Consider the following 20132-nt stretch of genomic DNA (forward strand, 5'->3'; position numbering starts at 1 on the left):
CGCATGAGCACGTCCTCCCCGGCTCCCCACGAGTTCCACAAGGAGCTCGCCGACGCCATCCTCCACCTGCGCCCCGCGCGAGAGCGCAGGCGTGAGTACATGGTGGAGCTGCTCGCCACCGTGCTGCTCGCGCTCGCCACCGTCGGCTCCGCGTGGAGCGCGTACCAGGCCACCCGCTGGAGCGGCGAGCAGTCCTACGAATACAGCAAGGCGAACGCGCTGCGCTCCGAGGCCGTCCGCGCCGCCAACGAGATGGCGCTGCTCGTCGAGGTGGACACGAGCACCTTCGGGAACTGGGCCGCCGCGTGGAGCGACGGCGACGAGAAGCGGGCGCGGTTCTTCGAGCAGCGCTTCCGCGAGGAGTTCCGCCCCGCCTTCGAGGCGTGGCGCGCGGAGGGCCTCTTGCAAGGCGTCGCGCCGCCGGACACACCCTTCACGCGGCCCGAATACTACCCGGCGCCTCGCGAGCGCAGCCGGCTGCTGAACGAAGAGGCGTCAGCGACCTTCGACAAGGCGCGGGAGGCCACCCAGAACGGCGACAACTTCACCTTCTGCGTCGTGCTCTTCGCCTCCGTCCTCTTCTTCGCGGGCGTGGCCACGAAGCTCGACCACCCGTCGCTGAAGCTCTCGCTGCTCGCCCTGGGTGTGGTGATGATGGTGGTCGCGAGCGCGTACATGTTCTCGCTCCCACAGAACATCGGCTTCCGACTCCGGTAAGGCGGAGTTCGGGGCCCGCGACGGCGGCCCGGACACGCGGGCCCGGCGCGGATTACGAAGGGACATGAGCCCCTTCCTGACAGCCACGTGGCGCTACCTCGTGATGCTCAACTACGAGGTGGACCCGAAGGTGCTCGCGCCGCTCGTCCCCCGAGGCACGGAGCTGGACACGTGGCGAGGCAAGGCCTTCGCCAGCATGGTGGGCTTCCGCTTCCTCGACACGCGCGTGCGCGGGCTCGCGGTGCCCTTCCATCGCGACTTCGACGAGGTCAACCTCCGCTACTACGTGCGCCACCGTGGACCCGAGGGATGGCGACGGGGCGTGGCCTTCGTGCGGGAGCTCGTCCCCCGGTGGGCCATCGCGACGGTGGCGCGCGTCGTCTACAACGAGCCGTACCTGGCGCTGCCCATGCGGCACCTCGTGGAGATGGACGGCGCCGAGCAGGGCGCACCGGGCCGCCTGGAGTACGGCTGGAAGCACGAGGGCCGCTGGCATCGACTCGCGGCGCGCACGCGGGGCACTCCCCTGCCCAGCGCTCCGGGTTCGCAGGAGGAGTTCATCACCGAGCACTACTGGGGCTACACGCCCCAGCGCGACGGAGGCAGCGCGGAGTACCGCGTGGAGCACCCGCGCTGGTCCGTGTGGCGCGCCGAGGACCCCGTCTTCGAGTGCGACGTGGCGAAGCTGTACGGCGAGCGCTTCGTGCCCTTCCTGCGGGGCACGCCCGCCTCCGCGTTCGTCGCGGATGGCTCCGCGGTGGCCGTCCATCCTGGCGCGCGCGTGTCGGAAGTGGACACTTCCCGCGACCCGGCCGCCTGAGCCGTCTCGCGGCGAGGACGGGCCGGGCCAGCGCCCGGGACGCACCCAAGCGCCAAGCACGCGAATCCCCGTGCGCCAGGGCGGTCCACCCGTTGCTCCAGCCCCGGGTCATGCGCTTCGAATTCCAGCACCTGGGCACCACCACGCCCTTCGAATTGCCCGAGGGCCATCACCTGCTGGGCGGCGGTCCCGAGGACCATGTCCGCCTGGAGGCCCTGCCGCCCCACCTCTTGTCCCTGCACATCGAGGGGCAGCGGCTCATGGTGGAGGCGACCCGGACCTTCGACGTCAACGGGGTGCTCGTGCCTCCGGGCGTGTCCAGGCTGGTGCTCCCCGGCGAGGTGGTGGGCCTGCCCGACACGATGCGCCTGAGTGTCCTCCCGGAGACACCCGAGCAGCGCGCCCAGGGCACTGTCGCCGTGCTCAAGGGGCTGCTCACGGGCCTGGACGCGGCCCCTTCCCGCGCGGCCACCCTCACCTGCCTGACGGGACTGGACGTGGGCCGGATGCACGCGCTCGCGGACGCCCGCACGGACCTCGGTCGGGGACAAGAAGCCACGCTGCGCCTTCGCGACAGGTCCGTGTCCCGCAATCACGCGCGCATCCACCACGAAGAAGGTGTGTTCGTCCTGGAGGACCTGGGCAGTCCCAACGGCGTCTACGTCAACGGGGAGCGCGTCCAGGAGCCCGTGACGCTGTGCGATGGCGACGTGCTGGAGCTGGGGCGCACGCTGCTGCGCTTCCAGGCGGCCCTGGACGAGGCGCCCGCGGAGCCGGCCGCCCCGGAATCCCCCGAGCAGAGCCTCTCCGACACGGGGCCGGCGCAGACGGCGCCTCCTCGGCGGAAGGCTCGCGCGGAGTGGTGGTTCATCGGGCTGGGAGGCACCGCGGCGCTGGCGGGACTGCTCGTCACCTACCTCCTGATGACGACCTAGCGCGTCAACCCGGCAGCGGCGCCAACCCCGCGCGTTCGACGAGAATCCGGGCGAGCTTCTGGTGATGCAGGAAGAAGCTGGTGAAGTGGACGAATCCCCACTGTCCCCGGATGGCGTAGACGGTGACGGGGCCGGGCAGCACGTCCACGTTGCGGATGTCCGAGAACGCGAAGCGCCGGGTGCGGACCATGCCCCGGTAGGTGATGCCCCGGGCGTCCACGACGATGAGCGTGCGCGCGTAGTACGCGAGCGAGACGCCGAAGAAGAGGATGAAGAAGCCCGCTGAGAGGAAGGTCTTCAGCGGCACCCCTTCGAACTTGAAGAGGTAGAGCAGCACCGCCACCCAGAGCAGACCCGCCGCCGCCATCGCAGCCGAGAGGCTACGACGAGGGCGAAAGACCTGCCGTCCGTTCATCTCCGCGTCGCGCCCGGTCATGCCTCCAAATTAATGCTTGGGGCTGACAGGATCCACCTGCCCCCCGGCCCGCCTGGCCGCCGGTCAACGCAGCTTCACGGCCTTCTGTCGAGATTCCTCCTGGAGCTGGGGACGGACGTCCGCGGCCGACGAGGCGGCATAGCGCTCGTAGAGCCCCCGTGCCTCCGCGTTGCGCCCCAGGGCACGGTAGGACTCGGCCAACCCGTACAGGGGGGACGCCGCCTGGGGCTCCAGCTCCATCGCGAACTGATAGTCCGCCGCGGCCTCCGCGTAGCGCCGCAGGCCGATGTTGGCGCTGCCGCGCGCGGTGTAGGCCACCGCGAGCATGGGCTCCAACTGGATGGCCTGCGTCAGGTGCGTCAGCGCCGTGGCGAAGTCGCGCGAGCCGATGCGCTGCACGCCCTGCTCATAGGCCCTCCGGGCCTGCGCCCGTGTCGTCTCCGCGACAGGTCCGGAGCCCGGGGCCTGTCCCGCCGCCTGCGGCGACGCGCCCGACTGCGCCATCTTCGTCCGCGCCCGCGCGATGTTGTCCTGCGCGCTCTGACGGATGGCCGCGTCCTTCGTGAGCTGGATGGCGGACTCCCACTTCTCCACCGCCTGCCCGTAGTAGCCGAGCACCGCCAACGCGTTGCCCAGCTTGAACAAGGCCTCCACATGGCCCTCGTCCGCGTGCGACGCATCCAGGAACGCGAAGGCCGCCTCGCGGTAGCGGCGCTCCTTCATCAGCGCGTCGCCGTCCCGGATGCGCGCCGCCGCCAGCGCGGGGTTCGGCGTGCGCGCCTGCGCGACCTCGGCCGAGGGCTTCGACGGGAAGGGCACCGGCTCCTGCGCCGAGGGCGTCGAAGCCGGCGAGGCCACGGCGGTGCCCGGGGGCGTCCCCTTCTCGCGCAGGTCCGCGCCGTCGGCCGTCGCCACAGCGGGAGGTGTCACTGGCGTGACGCCCGGGGTGCTCGTCGGAGGCGGCGCCTCGGCGACGCGCGGGAGCGGCTTCGGAGTCTCGGGCGAGGCGCCGAGGGTGCTCGTCGGAGGCGGCGCCTCGGCGACGCGGGGGAGCGGCTTCGGGGACTCGGGCGAGGCGCCGAGGGTGCTCGTCGGAGGCGGCGCCGCGACGCCGCGCGGGAGCGGCTTCGAAGACTCGGGCGGCAGGGGCGAGGCGCCGAGCGACTTCAGGTAGCCGCGCGCCTTCTGGACCCAGATCTGCTCCGAGGGCCGGTTCTCACGGGCGATGTAGCCCTGATACGCGGCGATGGCCTGGGGCTTGTCGCCGAGCTGGCGGTGGCTCTCCGCGAGGCCGTAGTAGCCGTCCGCGTCGTCCGGCTCGAGCTCGACATAGCGCCCGTAGGCGCGGGCGGCGGTGGCGGCGTCCCCGGCCTTGCGCGCGGCATAGCCCAGGTTGAAGTACGCCATCTTGTGCAGCGGGTCCGCCTGCGTGGCCTCGCCGAAGCGCGCGATGGCGTCCTTCAGCTTGCCCTGGCGGAAGGCCACGCTGCCCAGGCCGTTGAGCGCGGGGGCATAGCCCGGAGTGGCGGCCAGTGCTTCGCGGTATGCGGCGGCCGCCTCGTCCAGACGGCCGGCGCCCAGGGCGGACTCGCCGCGAGCAAAGGCGGCCCGGGCGGGCTCGGAGGGCTCCGCGGCACCGAGCAGCAGCACCGCGGACAGGACGACGACGGACTTGCGCACCAGGTGCATGACGTCCCCCAAGGGGTTGCACCGGTTGCCGTAGCAGAAACCGGGGACGACGTCACGATGCGCCCACACCCCCGGTGGGAGTTTCTCCGAGGGTGTGGCCCGTCTCAGCTGCGGAAGGGGTTCTGCAGCAGCACCGTCTCGCCGCGGTCGGCGCCCACGGAGACGCACACCACGGGCACGCCGCTGACCTCTTCCACGCGGCGCACGTAGCGCTTCGCGTTCTCCGGCAGCTCGTCGAAGCTGCGCACGCCGGCGAGGTTCTCCTCCCAGCCGGGCAGCGTCTCGTAGATGGGCTTGACGCGCGCCAGGTCCTCGTAGTCGCCGGGCAGCTCGGTGATCTTCTCGCCGTCCAGGTCGTACGCGTTGCAGATCTGCAGCGACTTCAGGCCGCTGAGCACGTCGAGCTTGGTGAGCGCCATGCCCCACAGGCCGTTGACGCGCGCCGCGTAGCGCAGCACCACGCCGTCCAGCCAGCCGCAGCGGCGGGGACGACCGGTGGTGGCGCCGAACTCGTCACCCACCTTGCGCAGCTGGTCGCCGATGGCGTCGCTGAGCTCCGTGGGGAACGGACCGCCGCCGACGCGCGTGGTGTAGGCCTTGCTGATGCCCATCACCTTGTCGATGGCCGTCGGGCCCAGGCCCGAGCCCACCGCGGCGTTGCCCGCCACGCAGTTGGACGACGTGACGAAGGGATAGGTGCCGTGGTCCACGTCGAGCAGCGTGCCCTGCGCGCCCTCGAAGAGGATGCGCGCGCCGCGGCGCACCTGGCCGGCGAGGTACAGCGAGGCGTCGTGCACGTAGGGCTTGAGCCGCTCACCCAGCCCGGAGAACTCCGCGAGCACCTGGGGCACCTCGAGCTGGGGCACCGGCACGCCCGCCTTGCCGCACAGCTCCCGGAGCTCCTCGAGGGCCTGGGGCAGCCGCTCCTCGATGCGCTTGCGCAGGCGCTCGGGGTTGAGCAAGTCCCGCATGCGGATGCCCCGGCGCGCCACCTTGTCCTCGTAGGACGGGCCGATACCGCGGCCGGTGGTGCCGATGGCGCTGCCACCGCGGGCCTTCTCGCGGAAGCTGTCCAGCAGCTTGTGCCACGGGAAGATGACGTGGGCATTGTCGGAGATGATGAGCTGCGAGTCCTCCTTGAGGAAGCCGCGCGCCTTGAGCGCGTCGATCTCCCCCACGAGCACCGCCGGGTCCACCACCACTCCGTTGCCAATGACACACGTCTTGCCCTGGTGGAGGATGCCCGAGGGAATCAGGTGCAGGACCGTCTTCTGGCCCCCCACCACGAGCGTATGCCCCGCGTTGTTGCCGCCCTGGAAGCGGACGACCAACTGGGCATGCTCGGTGAGCAGGTCCACGACCTTGCCCTTCCCTTCATCTCCCCACTGCGCTCCGATGACGACGACGTTCGGCATGGTGCCCGCCGCTTAGCACGCGAGAGGGGCCGGGTGACAGTGTTCCGAGAAGCCACAATGCAGGGCCTGGCAGGTCGCCCTCTCTCGTCCCACCCAGGCGCCACGCACCTCCCCCCGTGCCAGGGCCCGCGTCGCGTCCGCGAGCCGCCTGGCGGCCTCCTCGGGGCGCGCCGCGTCCGCCCGCCACTCGGGCTCCGGGCGCTCCTCCCCCAGGAAGACGACGCCCACACGCACGGGGACGCCCGCTCGCACCATCCGTCGCGCCGCCAGCTCCAGCGCGTCCAGCTCGTGGGCGTACGCGGCCGCTCCCAACGGATGCCGTCCGCCCGACTTGTAGGTCACCACCACCGCCTCGCCGCGAGGTGACTCCCAGAGGACATCCATCTCACCCTCCAGGGAGATGCCCTCGTCCACCACCAGGCTGAAGGCCAGGCCCCGGTGCACGCCGCGCGGCGGGGACTCCGCCAGCATCCGGGCGAAGTCGGTGGCGAGCCAGCGCTCCGCCGTGCCCAGGACCGCCTCCATGCCCGGGTCCTCCGCCAACGCGCCCGCCTCGCGCAGCAAGGCCTCCAGGTGCGCGCGGCGCTCCGTGACGTCCACGTCACGGGCCGAGCACAGTCGCAAATCAGAGGTGCTCAGCAGATGGCGCACCAGCTCCGCGGGGCTGCGTTCAGGGAGCCAGCCCTCCGGCTCGACGACGAGCGGGGTCTCTCGCGGCGCCACCTCCCACGGCCACGGCGCGCCGCGCAGTCCCAGGCGGTGCACGTAGTGGAAGCGGCGTGGACAGGTAATGAAGTCCTGCACGGCGCTCACGGGCGCGCTGAGGGACGCCGCTGACTCGGGCAGGTCCAGCGTGCCGCCGCGCACGCGCAGCAACGCGGCCTCGACACGGGCCTCCGCGCGCGCCAGCGCCTCGGGCCCCGGCGGCTCCGGGTCCCTGGGTGGAGGCAGCTCGTCCACGTCCACGTCCGTGACGAGCTCGCGCGTGGTGACGTCCTCCAGCCGGGCGTCGACGAGGTGCCACCACGAATCCTTGCCCGCACGTGGCTCTTCTCCACCGGAGAGCACCAGCAAGTCCCTGGCGCGGGTGAGCGCCACGTAGAGCAGGCGGCGATACTCGGCGTCCTCGCGGGCCTTGAGCTCCTGGCGCACCGCCTCGAAGCGGTTGGACGTGTAGCCGTCCAGCGAGTCGGGCACCCAGGGGCGCAGGGCGATGCCGTGCGAGCGCTCGAAGTGCGCGCGGGCGGAGGTGCTCCGGCGTCGACCGCCCATGCCGGGCACGACGACGATGGGCCACTCCAGGCCCTTGGCGCGGTGGATGGTGAGCAGTTGCACCGCGCGCGGGTCTCCGGCGTCGAGCAGGTCCGCCTGGGCTTCGTTCGGGGAGGACTCGGCCAGCATGCGCAGCTCGCGGGCGAAGGCCACGCACCCGCCCGAGCCCCGCTCGTCGCGACGCGAGGCCAACGCGAGCAGCTTCTCCACGTTGGCGCTCGCCTGCTCCGCATAGGGAGAGCCCGCGAGCGCCTCGCGGTAGCCCGTCAGGTCCAGCGCGGAGAGCAACAGCTCCCTCACGCCCAACCGGTCCCGCTCCCGGCACAGCGCGGGCAAGGCCTCCAGGAAGGTCTTCAGGCGCGGACGTTCACGCTCCGGCAGGGTGGCGAGCACCTCGTCGTCCGTCAGTCGAGGTGACGCCAGCGACAACGGCTGCTCCCCGGCGAGCAGGAACAAGGTCGCGTCCGACAGGCCCACCAGCGGCGAGCGCAGCACGGCGGCGAAGGCGAGCGCGTCCTCCGTGTCCGCCAGCAGCGCCAGCAGCGAGGCCAGGTCGAGCACCTCCTGCGCGCCGTAGAACCCTCGTCCACGCAGCACCCGATGCGGCACACCGTGGCGGATGAGCGCCTGCCGGTACACCTCCAGGTGCGTGAAGGTCCGGAAGAGCATCGCCACGTCGCCACCGCGCGCGGGACGTGAGCCCTCGCCATCCTCGCGAGCCACCGTGGGGAGCGCACCGGGCGCGAGCAGGATGCGCAGCCGCCTCGCGGTGCAGTCCGCGTCCAGCCATCGCAGGTCTCCGGCGGTCTCCTGCTCCTCCAGGTGGAGTCGCTCCACCACGGGGGCCTCGGTGAGCGAGGCGCGCACGGGTGACAGGTCGTCCTCCTCGGGGACGTAGACGACCTCGAACGGACGGGGCGCGTGCGCATCCGCCGCCACCAGCACCCCGGCGAAGGCGTGGTTGAAGAAGGACAACAGGCCCGGCACCGAGCGGCGGTTGTGCTGGAGGAAGCCGCGCGTGCCGCCCTCCTCCTCCACCTTCTTCGACAGCAGCGTGAAGACGGAGACGTCCGCGCCACGGAACTCGTAGATGGACTGCTTGCGATCTCCCACCGCGCAGAGGAACGCGGGCTCCAGCGGCAGCGCGGACGGCAGGTCCATCTCCGGCGTCAGCTCGCGAGGCCCCCCCTCGCGCTTCTCCGCGAGCAGCAGCACCAGCTCCAACTGGAGCCGGTTGGTGTCCTGGAACTCGTCCACCAGGAGGGCGCCCACGCGCTCCTGCACCTGCCGGCGGAACTCGGGATGGTCCCGCAGCAGGTCGCGCGCCTTGACGAGCAGCGAGGTGAAGTCGAACACGTTGCGGCGGGCGAACTCCGCGTCGTGCCGGCTCTCCACGCGTCCCAGCAGCTCGCGGAAGGTCTCCTCGAAGGGCGCGGTGTGCCACGCGGCCCACGCATCGACGAGCATGCGCACCGAGCCGTCCGTCTTGCCCTTGTAGATGCGCCAGTACAGCTCGCGCACCGGCCCCGCGGCGCCCTTGCTGAGCCGCGCGATGTTGCGCGTGTCCGTCGCGAAGCAGGCGCGCAACCACGGGTAGCGGTCTCCCTTCTGGAAGTTCTCCGCCGTCATCCCGTTGAGCGCCTTCTCCAGCGCGCCCACCAACTGGCTCCACTCGCCCTTGGCGTCCAGTGCTCGCACTTCCATGCACAGGCGCAGGCACTCCTTCAGCGCGTCGTCGAACTCCTCGCGGGCCTGCGCCACGTCGGCCACCGCCGCGGAGGCCGCGCGCAGCCCCTCCTCGCGCAGCTTGCCGTAGACCGACACCAGCGCGGCGACCAGACCATCGGAGAACCCGGAGCCGGAGAAGCCCAGCTCCTGACACAGCTCACGCACGCGCGCGTCACCCGCTTCCAGCGCATCGAGCACGACGCGCTCGCACACGTCCTGCACCAGACTGGACGCCTCGAGTTCGTCGAGCACCTCGAAGCTCGGGTCGATGCCCACCGCCGGTGGCGCGCGTCGCAGCAACTGACCGCAGAGCGAGTGGAACGTGCCCACCGTGGCCGCGCCCATCTCCTCGCGCAGCTGGCGCCACGCCTCGGGCAACGGGAACGGGCGGTCCAGCCGGGAGAGCGAGGCGCGCAGCTCCACCTCCTGGTCCAGCTTCGCCTCGCCCTGCGCCAGCCCGTCCAGACGCATCCTCAGGCGCGCGCGCATCTCCGCCGCGGCCTTGTCGGTGAAGGTCAGCATGCACAACCGCGCGGGGCGCAAGGGGCCCCCCGCCTCGCGCGCGCCCGCGAGCAGGTGCAGCGTCATCGTCACCAGGCTGTACGTCTTGCCCGCGCCGGCGCCCGCCATGAGCGCCAGGTTGCGCTCCAGCGCGAGGATGGAAGGGGCCGTGCTCAACTCCCCTCCTCCGTCATCCGCCGCTCGGTGATGCGGCACACGGCGCGGAAGCCGCAGGAGCCACAGTCCTGGGGCCGCGCGGCGAACTGGCCCTCGCGCAGCGTGCGCACCAGCGACTCCACGGCGTTGGGCAGGTTGCGCCCGCCTTCCTTCTCCGCCACCTTCGCGCGCACCTCGGGGTCCGTGGACAACAGCTCGTCCAGCTCCTGCGCGGGGACCACCTCCGACAGGTGGATGGTGTTGCCCGTGCGCAGCGAGAACCACGCGGCCTGGCTCGCGTTCTGGTGGCCGCTCTCGCGCGCGGCGAAGAGGTACAGCGGCAGCTGGAAGTCGGATGTGAGCAGCCGCTTCTTCAGCTCGTTCTTGTCCAGGCGCCCGGACTTGTAGTCGATGACACCCACCTCCGAGCCGGACACGTCGAGCCGGTCGATCTTCCCCTCGAAGACGATGGCGTCACCGTCGATGGGCAACATGACGTGGCGCCACCGGTCGTCCTCGGCGGCGGGGCCGAACTGGAGCTCGAAGCCCTCCGGCACCATCCGCTCGAAGGGCAGCCCGCGCCGCTCATCCACCAGGATTCGACGCGCCATCGCCCGCGCGCGCTCGTGCGCCAGCTTCCACAGCGCGGGGTGCCCCACGTGGTGGAACTTCTCGAAGTGCGCCACCGCGGACTGGAGCGCGGAGTCCAGCACCTCCTCGGGGATCTCCTCCGGAGCCTTGCCGAGCAGTTGGTGCTGCTTGAGCGATTGGAAGACCTCCTCCACGACGCGGTGCCAGAAGGTGCCGCGCCCGCGCGCGTCGAACTCCTCGCCCGGGCGGTCCGGCTCCGTCACCTTCAGGCCGTACGTGAGGAAGCCCTGGAAGCCGCAGTTGCCGAAGCGCGCGAGCGCGGACGCGGACAGGGGCCGCGTCAGGTCGAAGCGGAAGGCCTCGCGCAACGACGCGCGCATCGTGTTGGCATCCACCGAGCCCGTGTACTTCCCGGGCTTGCGGTCCGGCTCCCCGAAGAAGTGCAGCCGCTCCACCTCCACCAGCGATAGCTCATGTGCGCCCGAGTACCAGGCCTCCCGGTCGAAGCGATCCTTGAGCCGAGACGCCGCCGGGTCCGGCTCGGTGACGCGCAGCTTTGGATGCGCCAGGACCTCGAGCGCCACGCAGCGCCGCAGCTCCGACTCGGTAAGCACCTCGTCTAGCGGCGGGATGGGCGGCAACGAGCGCGGCGTCCACTTCAGCGCGGTGAGCCGGCGCACCTCCTCCAGGAACGAGGACGGCACCTGCTCCTGTCCACCCGCTCCCTCCACCGCGAAGGACAGGCTCAGCGTCTCCTCCGCCGCGGCGAGCGCGCTGGCGAACAACAGGCGGTCCTCGGTGAGCCGCCACGCCGCGCGGTCCTCGAACTCGCCGCCGGTCAGTCGGAACACGTCACGGCCCAGGTGCTGATTGAGCGCCGAGCGCTCCGCGTCCGCGAGCAACGGCGAGGGCACATCCCGTCCCGGGAAGCGTCCCTCGGTGAGCCCCGCGATGAAGAGATGACGGAAGGAGCGTCCAGGAACCTCCGCCGCCTCCAGCACCTCCACCGCAGCGCCCCTGGGGCCTCGCGCGGGCAGGTACGCCTCCGACATCGCATCGCGCAGCCATCGACCGAACGTGCGCCGACGCAGCACCGGGCCACCGCCCACCGCCTTCATCGTCCGCAGCAGTCCCTGGACGCGCTGCCGCAGCGCCTCGCGCGCGGCCTCGTCTCGCGACCGCGCATCCAGCGCCCGCTCCGCCAGTCCACCTTCCGCGCGGGACTCCAAGGGCCCCTCGGAGTCCATCAACCCCAACTGCTCCACCACGTGCCACCACGCGGCCAACTGTTCAGCAACGGGCGCCTTCTCGGGAATGCGCCGGCAGGCATTCAGCAACAGGCCGCAGCGTTCACGCAGCACCCGCACCGACTGGATGCGCGCGCTGCCGTCCTTCTTCTGTGCGCCCTGGAGCGCCTGGAGACGACGCGCGAGGCCTTCGAGGCGCACGTCGTAGGCACCGCGTCCTCGCAGCGCGCCCAGGCGGTCGTCCCGCACGGCGGCCAGCGCGAAGAGGCTCGCCGGCGACTCCGGACCTCCGCGCGACAGGATGTGCGCGTAGCGACTGCCCACCAGCTCCGCCACGCGCTCGGCGGGGAAGCCGTCCTCCACCAGCAGCGGCAGGTCCAACGCCAGACGCACCGGCCCGGCCAACGAGAGCGGCTCGCCCCAGGGCAGTCGCACCGGCACGCCCAGCTCACCGAGCGACTCGGCGAGCCACCCCGCCTCCGCCCCCAGCTCACGGTATGCAATCGCGATGTCCGACGGCGCGGCCCCTTCCGCGATGAGCCGGCGCACGTCCCTGGCCACCAGTCGCGCCTCCTCGCGCGCCGTGGCCGCGCTCCACACGCGAGGCTGGGTCTTCGCGTCCTCGAGCACATTGCGCGGCGCCCGGGGCGAGAAGGCGAAGCGCCCCAGGTCGATGAACGGCCGGGACTCGAAGGTGACGTCCGCCTTGAAGAGGTCCACGTGCGGCATGGACTCGCCGCGGTTCTCGAAGGCGCGGAACAGCGAGGCCAGGGCCGCGTCCGCGACCGGCGAGCCACCCACCGGCGTCTCCACCCGGAGCGTCACGCGTCGCGACTCACACGCCGCCGCCAACGCCAGCAGGAGCTCCAGGCCGGACGGGCGCACGTCGTAGACCCCGTGCAAAACCAGCGTCCCCACGCCATCCCAGCTCACCGGCCACGCGCCCCGGCCCAGCGCCTCGCGCGCCCCGCGCAGCACGTCCTCGCGGTCCGCGAGCCCCAGCTCCGCCAGCTTCTGCTCGTACAGGTGATACAGCCGGGCGAGCACCCGCACGTGCTTCTGCCGCTCGGGCGGGAGGACCTCCACCGCGTCCTGGAGCTCCCGGGGTGACAGGCGCCCGGCCTTCAGGTCCAGCACCACCTCCAGCCCCGCGCGCGCGAAGGCCGGCTCCCGGACGTACTCTCCGAAGTGCGTGTTGCCCAGCTGCGGCCCCAGCGAGGACATCACCGCGCGCGCCAGCACCGCCGGGCACGGACGCCGGTTCAGCTCGCGAGCCCCGCCCAGCGCGACGAGCAGCTCCTCCCAGGTGAGCAGGTCCCGGCCCACCGCCAGCCCCCGGGCGTTCCCTTCCGCGCGCAACGCGGCCTGACGCCGGCTGGCGTCGGGGAACACATGGAGGGTACGGACGGGGCGGGCCATGGATGCGTGGAGTCTAGAACGACCGGACGGGTCGCTTTCATGCTCGATTCCTCACTCCGCGCCCAGTGTGTTCGTGAGCCCGCCTGCCTGCCCACCTGTTTCCCACGGTTGGCCCGCGAACCGGACCTCCTTGACCGGCTTACCCAGAAGCCCTGGAGCTTCCGGGTGGCCCTTGCGCCCTGGAGCGGGTGCGCGTCAGAAGGTGTGCGCCAGTTCGAGCTGCGAGAGCGCCGGGTAGGTGAAGCCCTCGCCCAGGAAGAAGCGGTCACACAGGCCCTCGGGGACGATGGCGCTCACCGCCAGGGGCTTGCCGGGATGCTCGGCGGCCAGGGCCCTCAGCAGCCTCCTCCCGGCGCCCTTTCCTCGGGCCGAGGGCTCCACCACCAGCGAGCGCAGACCGAGCGTGGGCGCGGCGACATCCGCCACCACCGCGAAGGCGGGACCGAGTCGGAAGGCCTTCGCCGGGGACGACAAGCCCATCACCGTCGCCGCGTCGAGCTGCCATGGCAGGCCCGCGGGCAGGAGCTTCGCACACTCGCGCGGGTCCACTTCCTCCAGCGCTCCGGGCTCAGGCGTCGGCGTCCCCGTGAAGCCCACCAGTCGCCGCATGCGTTGGAAGCCCAGGCGCTCGTAGAGCTTCACCGCGGGCGCGTTCTGCTCGATGACCTCCAGCACCATCCGCGCATCTCCGCGCGCTCGTGCGGAGTCCAGCAAGGGACGCAGCATCTCCCCGCCCAGTCCCTGCCCTCTCCGGCTGGGAACGATGCCCATGCCCGCGACCCGGCTGACGTTGCCCCGTCGCGCCATCAGCACGAGGCCCACCGCCTCACCACCCACGCGAGCGACCCGGCTCTCCGTCAACGAGATGTGCTCGCTTCGCACGCGCGCATCGAAGGCTTGCGGCGCATCGGGCACCGGGACGAAGTAGCCCTCGAAGGCGCGCGCGAACAGCGTGGACAGCGACAGGAAAGACCCCTCGGACGCGGGAACGAGGTCCATGGCAATCGGCTCCGAAGCCTGAGGCTCGCGATTCATTCCACGCCACGCTGCCGCAGCGACACCCCGCCGGCAACCCCTTGCTTCCGCGCCCGACGGGGCCTCTTTGCTCCCGAGCGCTCCCAGGGTTCACCCACCAGTCGCTCCGCGAGGAAGTCGACGAACACACGCGCCTTGGGCGCCACCAGTCTGCTGGGAGGATGCACGGCGAACAGGCCCACCTCCGGCAGGGCCCAGTCCTCCAGCATCCGGATGAGCCGGCCCGTCCGCAGGTCGTCATCCACCAGGAACGTGGCGAGCGCCGCGACACCACAACCGCCGAGCGCGGCCAGCCGCAGCGCCTCCGCGTTGTCCGTGCGCAAGACGGGATGGATGCGCACGGTGGTCCGCTCCACGCCACGCACCAGGGTCCACGTCTCTCCGTCCTGGAAATGGGAGAACTGGAGACACGGATGCGACGCGAGGTCACCGGGCTGGGCCAGCGCCTCGCGGCCCCTCGGATAGCGCGGAGCCGCCACCAGGAATCGACGAATCGTCGCCAGCCGTCGAGCCACGAGGCTCGAGTCCGGCAGCGCGCCAATCCGAATGGCCACATCGAACTCCTCCTCGACGAGGTTGACGTAGCGGTCCTGGAAGGAGAGCTCCAACGTGATGCGCGGATAGCGGCGCATGAAGTCCGGAACGAGCGGCGCGATTTGACGCTGACCGAAGAGATTGGGCACGGCCACGCGCAGCCGCCCTCTCGGCGCTCCTCCGTAGCCGGACACCAGGGCATCCGCCTCTTCGAGGCGCTGGAGGACATCCGTGCATCGCTCCAGATACAGGGCGCCCGCCTCCGTGAGGGAGACCCGGCGCGTCGTGCGTCTCAACAACGCGGCGCCGAGCGCGGCCTCCAACCGAGCGACCCGTCGACTCAGCGTGGACGCGCTCACCCGCAGCTCCCGCGCCGCGTCCGCGAAGCTCAGCGCGCGCGCCACGGCCGAAAAGGCCAGCATGTCCTCCAGCCGATCTCTCAACTCCAAGCGCTCCACGCCTCCCTCCGATTGTTGCATCTCGCGCACGAGTGTCGTGCCCGGCGCCCCGATGATGCCGGGTCGCTCGCGGGCTATGCACCACGCGTCCTCCTGGGAGTCCATCTCATGTGCCCACTGCCGCTCGCGAGTGTCTTGTCGACGCTGCTGCTCACCACCTCCCCCGCGACCCCGCCGCACTCGAAGGCCCGCGCTTCGGGTGCCGTGACACCCGCCTCCGCGAGCACCACGCCCGGCCCGCATGGCTTCGAGCGCATGTCGCTCCCCTCGGGCTTCACGGTGCCCAACGGCATCGCCGTGGATGACCAGGGAACGCTCTATGTCGGCTCCGTGGCGGATGGCCGGGTGCTCCGACGTGTCGCTGGCGGTGACTGGACGGAGTTCTTTCCGGGCTCCGAGCAGGTGTTCTCCGTGACGAGCCTCCGTCTGGACGCGCCTCGAAACCTGCTGTGGGGGACGTCTCCCGACGCCATGGGACTGCTGAGACCCCAGGGCGTCGCGGGTGGACGGGGGGCTCGCGTCTTCGCGCTCGACGCTCGCTCGGGCGCGCTGCTCAAGGTCATCCCGCTTCCCGCGGGCGCGCTCGGCAATGACCTCGCCGTGGCTCCGGATGGCGGCCTGTATGTCACGGATAGCCACCGCGCCGCCGTGCTGTACCTGCGGCCCGACAGCGAGGCGTGGGAGACATGGGTGATGGATCCACGCTTCAGCGCTCGCGGCCCCGGGATGAGTGCGGTGGGGCCAGCGGGGATCGCGCTCGCGCCCGATGGAAGCACGCTCGTCATCAACACCTTCGGCCCAGGTCGGCTCTTCGTGATTCGTCCTGGAGCCAGGGGACAGGGTCCGAGCGTCCGTGAAGTCTCGCTGCCGCGCCGCCTGGAGAATCCGGACGGCATGCGCTTCGCGCCAGACGGACGCCTGCTGCTCGTCGAGGGCGCGACACAGAGCGGCGACGGGCGGCTCGTCCGTATCGACGTCCTGGGCAAGTCCCGGGGCGCGAAGGTCCTGGAGGTGCTCGCATCGGGGATGGAGTCCCCGGTGAATCTCACCGTGTCCGACGAGGGGACGGTCTGGGTCACCGAAGCGAGACTCCGCGACCGCATCCTTCGAGGTCCGGAGGCCGCATTGCCCCAGGTCTTCTGGGTCGCCTCGCTGCCCCTTCCCCGCTGACACCGCCTCCACGGACGTGACGTCCGTGGAGGCGGAGAGGGTCCGCGTTACGACTCGGTGGTCAGCGAGAAGGTGATGCGGATGCCGCCCAGCAGGTACTCCTCGCCATCGGAGACCTGACGGCGCGCGATGCGCGTGTTGTCGAACCAGGTGCCGTTCGAGGACTTGAGGTCCTCGATGAAGACCTCGTCGCCGTCGCGCAGGATCACCGCGTGCTCACGCGAGACCCTGGCGGACTTCACCATCAGGTCCGCGCTGGGACCCCGGCCGATGATGAACCGCTCGCGAGCGACCAGCACCGGCTCGCCATCGTCGAGCTTCACGTGCACCTTCAGCTCCGGCGGAGCCTGCACGATGATGGTCTTGTCCGGCTTGCCCGCCGGCGCCTTCGGCTCGGGCTTCGCCTCCGTCACCAGGTCGGAGGAGTCTTCGTCCACGAACGCTGGCTCGGCGGAAGATGCTGCCGCCTTGCCGACGGCGGGCTTGCCGACCGCGGCCTTGCCTGCGATTGCATTGGCTGGGATTGGCTTGCCTGCCGCCGCCTTGCCTGCGGCCGGCTTCGCATCCTCGTCTGCATCGGAATCGTCGTCCGCATCGGAATCGTCGTCCGAGTCCTCGTCGGAATCGTCGTCGCCGGAGTCCTTCTCATCCGCGTCGCCATCCGAGTCCTCGTCGGAATCGTCGTCGCCGGAGTCCTTCTCATCCGCGTCGCCATCCGAGTCCTCGTCATCGTCCGAGTCCTCATCGGAATCGTCGTCCGAGTCGTCATCGGAACCATCGTCCGAGTCCTCGTCGGCATCGTCATCGGAATCGTCGTCCGAGTCCTCGTCGGCATCGTCATCCGAGTCGTCATCGGGCTTCGCGTCGACGGGCTCGACCAGACGGTCGACGTCACCCACGATGTCTCGGACGCGCGCGGCGACAGCTTCGCGCAGTTCGGCCTCGTCGACCGTGGGCTCCTTCTCCGTGGCGGGCTCGTCCTCGGAGTCCTCGGAACCCTCCGCTTCCTCGTCGTCGGAGTCCTTGGCGCTTCCAGCGGCCTTCGCCTCGGCACCCTCCGCGTCGTCGGCCCCGGGAGTTCCTTCGTGCTCCCCGGTCTTGGACTCTTCTTCGTCGGTGTCCGCGAGCGCGACGACCGGAGGCGGCTGAACCTCCACCGACTGGTCCACGGCGCGCACTACTTCGCGAACACGCTCGGCGACCGCTTCGGACTCGGCGCCCTTCGGAGCCTCTACCTCAGCGGACTCATTGGCCACGTCCGCGACCTTCGCGGAGCCAGGTGCCTTCATCGGAGGCACCGTCGCGGGAGGTGTGGCCACCGGCTCCGCTGCCGCTGGAGCAGCAGTCACCGCGGGCGCCGCGGGCACTGAGACGGGGGCGCTGACCGCGGGCGTCGCCACTGCCGCTGGCGTCGCCACGGGCGTCCGCGCGACCACAGGCGCGGCCACCACGGCCGGCGCGCTGCCCGTCTCGGTGAGGCTCACCTGCGTGGGCTGGATGAACCCGAACTGCCGCGCGAGCGAGAAGAGCGCCTGATTGACGAGGACATCGCGGTCCACGCCCATCTCGCGGCTCATCGTCTCCAGCGCCTTCCACAGCGGGTCGGCGATCTCGACCTGTCGAGGCGTGCGGTTCATGGCTCAGCTCCCCCTCAGGTTGTCCTGCCAGGGCGAAACGTTGTGGCTGTCCGTCAGCCAATAGAACATCGCCTGCATCTCCGCGTAGTGCTGCTCCGCGATGCCCAGGAGGTTCGGGTGCAGGGCGTCGATCTCCACGCCCGCGAACTCGAAGCCCGCCGCGCCCGACGCCTGCGCGCCACGGCCGCCCGTCACCTTGCGGTCCCGCACCCGCCAGTGTCGCTGGCTCGACATGCCCGCCGCCTGTCCGAAGTCCGCCGGAGGCGCCACCTTCTTCGGCAGCACCACCTTCGACTCCCCACAGGCCCACAACAGCCACGTGAGCGCGTTCCAGTCTCCACGCGCCAGCCGGATGAGGTCCGGCAGGCCCATGCCCGCCACGCTCAGCGTCTCGTCGACGGAGACCGAGTCCTCCCCAATCTCCACCTCCTCCTCGGCCAGCTCCACCGGCCCCGCCGGCAACAGGGCGGACACGTCCGGCGGCATCCACGGCAGCACGGCGCCGGGCTTGAAGCGCCCCAGCAGCGCGGCGCGGACGAGCTGCAGCCGCGTGGCGTACTTCTGGACGATGCGCACGATGGCGTCGAGCGTCTGCGCGGGCTTCTCCGGCAGGTCCTCGTAGGTCGACACCGGCTTCTGCTTCGCCGGCCAGAAGTCGAACACCGGGAACAGCGCCCGCGCGTACGTCCCCAGGAACGTGGCCGTCCCCGGCTCCGCCTTCGCCAGCGCCTCCGCGTCCTTCAACGCGTGCGCGTCCATGCCCATGTTCAACAGGACCAGGCCTCGGGTGAAGAGGAACGCCGTGCGCTCCGGAGCGACCAGCAGCGCCGCGTTCACGAAGTCCAGCGCCGCCCTCGGCCGGTCCAGCTGGTCCAGCCGCACCGCATGGGCCCGCAGCAGCATGCCCGCGTCACCACCGCGCACCAGCGTCTCCGCCAGCGCCGAGCTGGAGTCCGCCGCGTTCTGCAGCGCCTCGCCCGCCGTGGCCTTCGCGTTGTCCGGCGTCCTCGGCAGCGCCACGCGCTCCATCAACTCGAGGAACGGCGCCACCTGCTGGTCCATCGCCACCGAGCGCGCCAGCGCCAGGAGCGCCTCGCGGTGCTTGCGCGCCGCCACGCACGTGGCCGCGTACTCACGCCAGGCCTCCGCGCTCCGGGGCACGTTGGAGAAGACCGGCGACGCTGACAGCTCCGCCTCCTCCTGCGCGACGCCCAGGTCCCGCGTCAACACCACCTGCCGGTCCGCGTCCAGCAGCGTCCACGTCCCACAGGCCACGTCCTGCTCGTACCGGCCCTCGTCGAACCTGACACGCGGGTCCAGGTACTCGTCCTTCGCCAGCGAGCGATAGGCGCCGTGGCGCTGCCCCTCGACGAACTCGCCCTCCCACAACAGCTGGCCGTCCTGGAGCCAGAAGCGCGCGAGCCCGTGGCGCTCGCCGTCGGTGTTCAGCTCGACGTGGGACCACTGGTTCAGGTCCTCGCGAAGCTCCGCCTCCAGCGGGATTCCCTCGGGACGGTCGGGGTACGGCTCGCCGGTGGACGGCACCACGCGGCGGTCCTGGCCGTCATAGTGCGTCACGCCGGTGACGCGGCCGTGCTCGTACACCATCACCGTCTTGCGAACGAGCGTGGAGACCCCGTTCTCGTGCATGCGCTCCGTGGTGAACTTCTCGGACGCGTACCAGGTGCGCGGCCCGTGAAGCTCCCCCTTCACGAAGTCGCCGTCCTGGGAGACCTCACCGCTCTCGTGGAAGCGCTTGAAGGGGCCGTGGGGCTTGTCGTTCTCGAAGCTGCACTCGTTGCAGAGCGTGCCGTCCGCGCGCCAGTACTTGTAGGGCCCCTGCTTGCGCCCCTTGGGGTCCGTGGCGCCGTACACCCATTCGCTGTCGCCCTCGTCCCACGTCGCCTCGGGGTGCACCCCGGGCGGGACGATGCCCTGCTCGGTCAGCTTCTTGTTCTCCTCGGCCTGCTTCGCGTAGGCGACGTCCAGCGTCTTGAGCGACTTGACCAGCGCGTCCAGCCGGCCCGGCGACATGGCTCCACTGGAGCGGTGCACCACCGTGCCATCCTTGAACGCCATCAGCGTGGGGATGGACTGGATCTGGAACCGGCCCGACAGCTCCTGCTGCGCCTCCGTGTCCACCTTGCCGAACACGACGTCCGGGTGCTTCTCCGCGGTGGTGGCATAGGTCGGCGCGAAGTTGCGGCACGGGCCACACCACTCCGCCCAGAAGTCCACCAGGACCAACCCTGGCTTGCCAGTCATCTGTTCGAAGGTCTCGGCCGTCAGGTCGACGGGGTGCGTACTCACGATGAAGCCTCGGATGCGAATGGGAGTCGGACGCTTGTAGTCAAACCCTTCGCGCCGCGCCA

The 20132-nt window shown here is 71.1% G+C and carries 13 protein-coding genes; 4 read left to right on the forward strand and 9 right to left on the reverse strand.

Annotated elements, in window-relative coordinates; all coding sequences use genetic code 11:
* The first annotated feature begins 3 nt into the window (after window positions 1-3).
* The 3 genes from OWM54_RS04915 (at window position 4) to OWM54_RS04925 (ending at window position 2472) form a co-directional block, all read left to right on the forward strand.
* Window positions 4-717 (forward strand): hypothetical protein, encoded by a 714-nt coding sequence (locus tag OWM54_RS04915; RefSeq protein ID WP_223746740.1) that lies wholly within the window; start codon window positions 4-6, stop codon window positions 715-717.
* Window positions 718-781: 64 nt separating this feature from the next.
* Window positions 782-1537, forward strand: a complete 756-nt coding sequence (locus OWM54_RS04920; protein ID WP_223746739.1) for a YqjF family protein — start codon at window positions 782-784, stop codon at window positions 1535-1537.
* A gap of 110 nt (window positions 1538-1647) precedes the next feature.
* Window positions 1648-2472 (forward strand): FHA domain-containing protein, encoded by an 825-nt coding sequence (locus OWM54_RS04925; protein WP_223746738.1) that lies wholly within the window; start codon window positions 1648-1650, stop codon window positions 2470-2472.
* Between the two features lie 4 nt (window positions 2473-2476).
* Here the strand turns inward: OWM54_RS04925 and OWM54_RS04930 are convergent, their stop codons facing one another.
* The 7 genes from OWM54_RS04930 to OWM54_RS04960 form a co-directional block, all read right to left on the reverse strand.
* Window positions 2477-2908, reverse strand: a complete 432-nt coding sequence (locus OWM54_RS04930) for a PH domain-containing protein (RefSeq protein WP_141325203.1) — start codon at window positions 2906-2908, stop codon at window positions 2477-2479.
* A gap of 63 nt (window positions 2909-2971) precedes the next feature.
* Window positions 2972-4597, reverse strand: a complete 1626-nt coding sequence (locus tag OWM54_RS04935; RefSeq protein WP_324289180.1) for a tetratricopeptide repeat protein — start codon at window positions 4595-4597, stop codon at window positions 2972-2974.
* 104 nt (window positions 4598-4701) lie between these two features.
* The gene (locus tag OWM54_RS04940; RefSeq protein WP_046712872.1) at window positions 4702-6012 is read right to left on the reverse strand and encodes an adenylosuccinate synthase; all 1311 of its coding nucleotides are present in this window, start codon (window positions 6010-6012) and stop codon (window positions 4702-4704) included.
* Between the two features lie 12 nt (window positions 6013-6024).
* Complete coding sequence (locus OWM54_RS04945) at window positions 6025-9690, reverse strand: UvrD-helicase domain-containing protein (RefSeq protein WP_267696747.1); 3666 nt, start codon at window positions 9688-9690, stop codon at window positions 6025-6027.
* Window positions 9687-12926 carry a PD-(D/E)XK nuclease family protein gene (locus tag OWM54_RS04950; protein ID WP_267696748.1) on the reverse strand — a complete coding sequence of 1080 codons (3240 nt, stop codon included), beginning with the start codon at window positions 12924-12926 and terminating at the stop codon, window positions 9687-9689. Before OWM54_RS04950 ends, OWM54_RS04945 begins: the two co-directional genes overlap by 4 nt.
* A gap of 195 nt (window positions 12927-13121) precedes the next feature.
* Window positions 13122-13925, reverse strand: coding sequence for a GNAT family N-acetyltransferase (locus tag OWM54_RS04955; RefSeq protein ID WP_267696749.1), 804 nt, complete (start codon window positions 13923-13925; stop codon window positions 13122-13124).
* Window positions 13926-13957: 32 nt separating this feature from the next.
* Window positions 13958-14953 carry a LysR family transcriptional regulator gene (locus tag OWM54_RS04960; protein ID WP_267696750.1) on the reverse strand — a complete coding sequence of 332 codons (996 nt, stop codon included), beginning with the start codon at window positions 14951-14953 and terminating at the stop codon, window positions 13958-13960.
* A gap of 108 nt (window positions 14954-15061) precedes the next feature.
* Between OWM54_RS04960 and OWM54_RS04965 the strand changes: the two genes are divergently transcribed.
* Entirely contained in the window at window positions 15062-16123 is a 1062-nt protein-coding gene (locus OWM54_RS04965) for an SMP-30/gluconolactonase/LRE family protein (protein WP_267696751.1), read from the forward strand.
* A 47-nt stretch (window positions 16124-16170) separates the two neighbouring features.
* Here OWM54_RS04965 and OWM54_RS04970 read toward each other — a convergent pair whose 3' ends face one another.
* Both OWM54_RS04970 and trxA read right to left on the reverse strand, forming a co-directional pair.
* Window positions 16171-17760 (reverse strand): FHA domain-containing protein, encoded by a 1590-nt coding sequence (locus OWM54_RS04970; RefSeq protein ID WP_267696752.1) that lies wholly within the window; start codon window positions 17758-17760, stop codon window positions 16171-16173.
* 3 nt (window positions 17761-17763) lie between these two features.
* Window positions 17764-20070 (reverse strand): thioredoxin, encoded by a 2307-nt coding sequence (gene trxA, locus OWM54_RS04975; RefSeq protein WP_267696753.1) that lies wholly within the window; start codon window positions 20068-20070, stop codon window positions 17764-17766.
* Window positions 20071-20132 lie beyond the last annotated feature (62 nt).

The sequence above is a fragment of the Myxococcus sp. MISCRS1 genome, from assembly GCF_026626605.1.
Classification (GTDB): domain Bacteria; phylum Myxococcota; class Myxococcia; order Myxococcales; family Myxococcaceae; genus Myxococcus; species Myxococcus fulvus.

Bases quoted from the DNA above. Each gene is read 5' to 3' on its own strand.
- OWM54_RS04970 (WP_267696752.1), bottom strand. From the start codon at position 17,760: ATGAACCGCACGCCTCGACAGGTCGAGATCGCCGACCCGCTGTGGAAG.
- OWM54_RS04930 (WP_141325203.1), bottom strand. From the start codon at position 2,908: ATGACCGGGCGCGACGCGGAGATGAACGGACGGCAGGTCTTTCGCCCT.
- OWM54_RS04965 (WP_267696751.1), top strand. From the start codon at position 15,062: ATGTGCCCACTGCCGCTCGCGAGTGTCTTGTCGACGCTGCTGCTCACC.
- OWM54_RS04925 (WP_223746738.1), top strand. From the start codon at position 1,648: ATGCGCTTCGAATTCCAGCACCTGGGCACCACCACGCCCTTCGAATTG.
- OWM54_RS04920 (WP_223746739.1), top strand. From the start codon at position 782: ATGAGCCCCTTCCTGACAGCCACGTGGCGCTACCTCGTGATGCTCAAC.
- OWM54_RS04955 (WP_267696749.1), bottom strand. From the start codon at position 13,925: ATGGACCTCGTTCCCGCGTCCGAGGGGTCTTTCCTGTCGCTGTCCACG.
- OWM54_RS04950 (WP_267696748.1), bottom strand. From the start codon at position 12,926: ATGGCCCGCCCCGTCCGTACCCTCCATGTGTTCCCCGACGCCAGCCGG.
- OWM54_RS04940 (WP_046712872.1), bottom strand. From the start codon at position 6,012: ATGCCGAACGTCGTCGTCATCGGAGCGCAGTGGGGAGATGAAGGGAAG.
- OWM54_RS04915 (WP_223746740.1), top strand. From the start codon at position 4: ATGAGCACGTCCTCCCCGGCTCCCCACGAGTTCCACAAGGAGCTCGCC.
- OWM54_RS04935 (WP_324289180.1), bottom strand. From the start codon at position 4,597: ATGCACCTGGTGCGCAAGTCCGTCGTCGTCCTGTCCGCGGTGCTGCTG.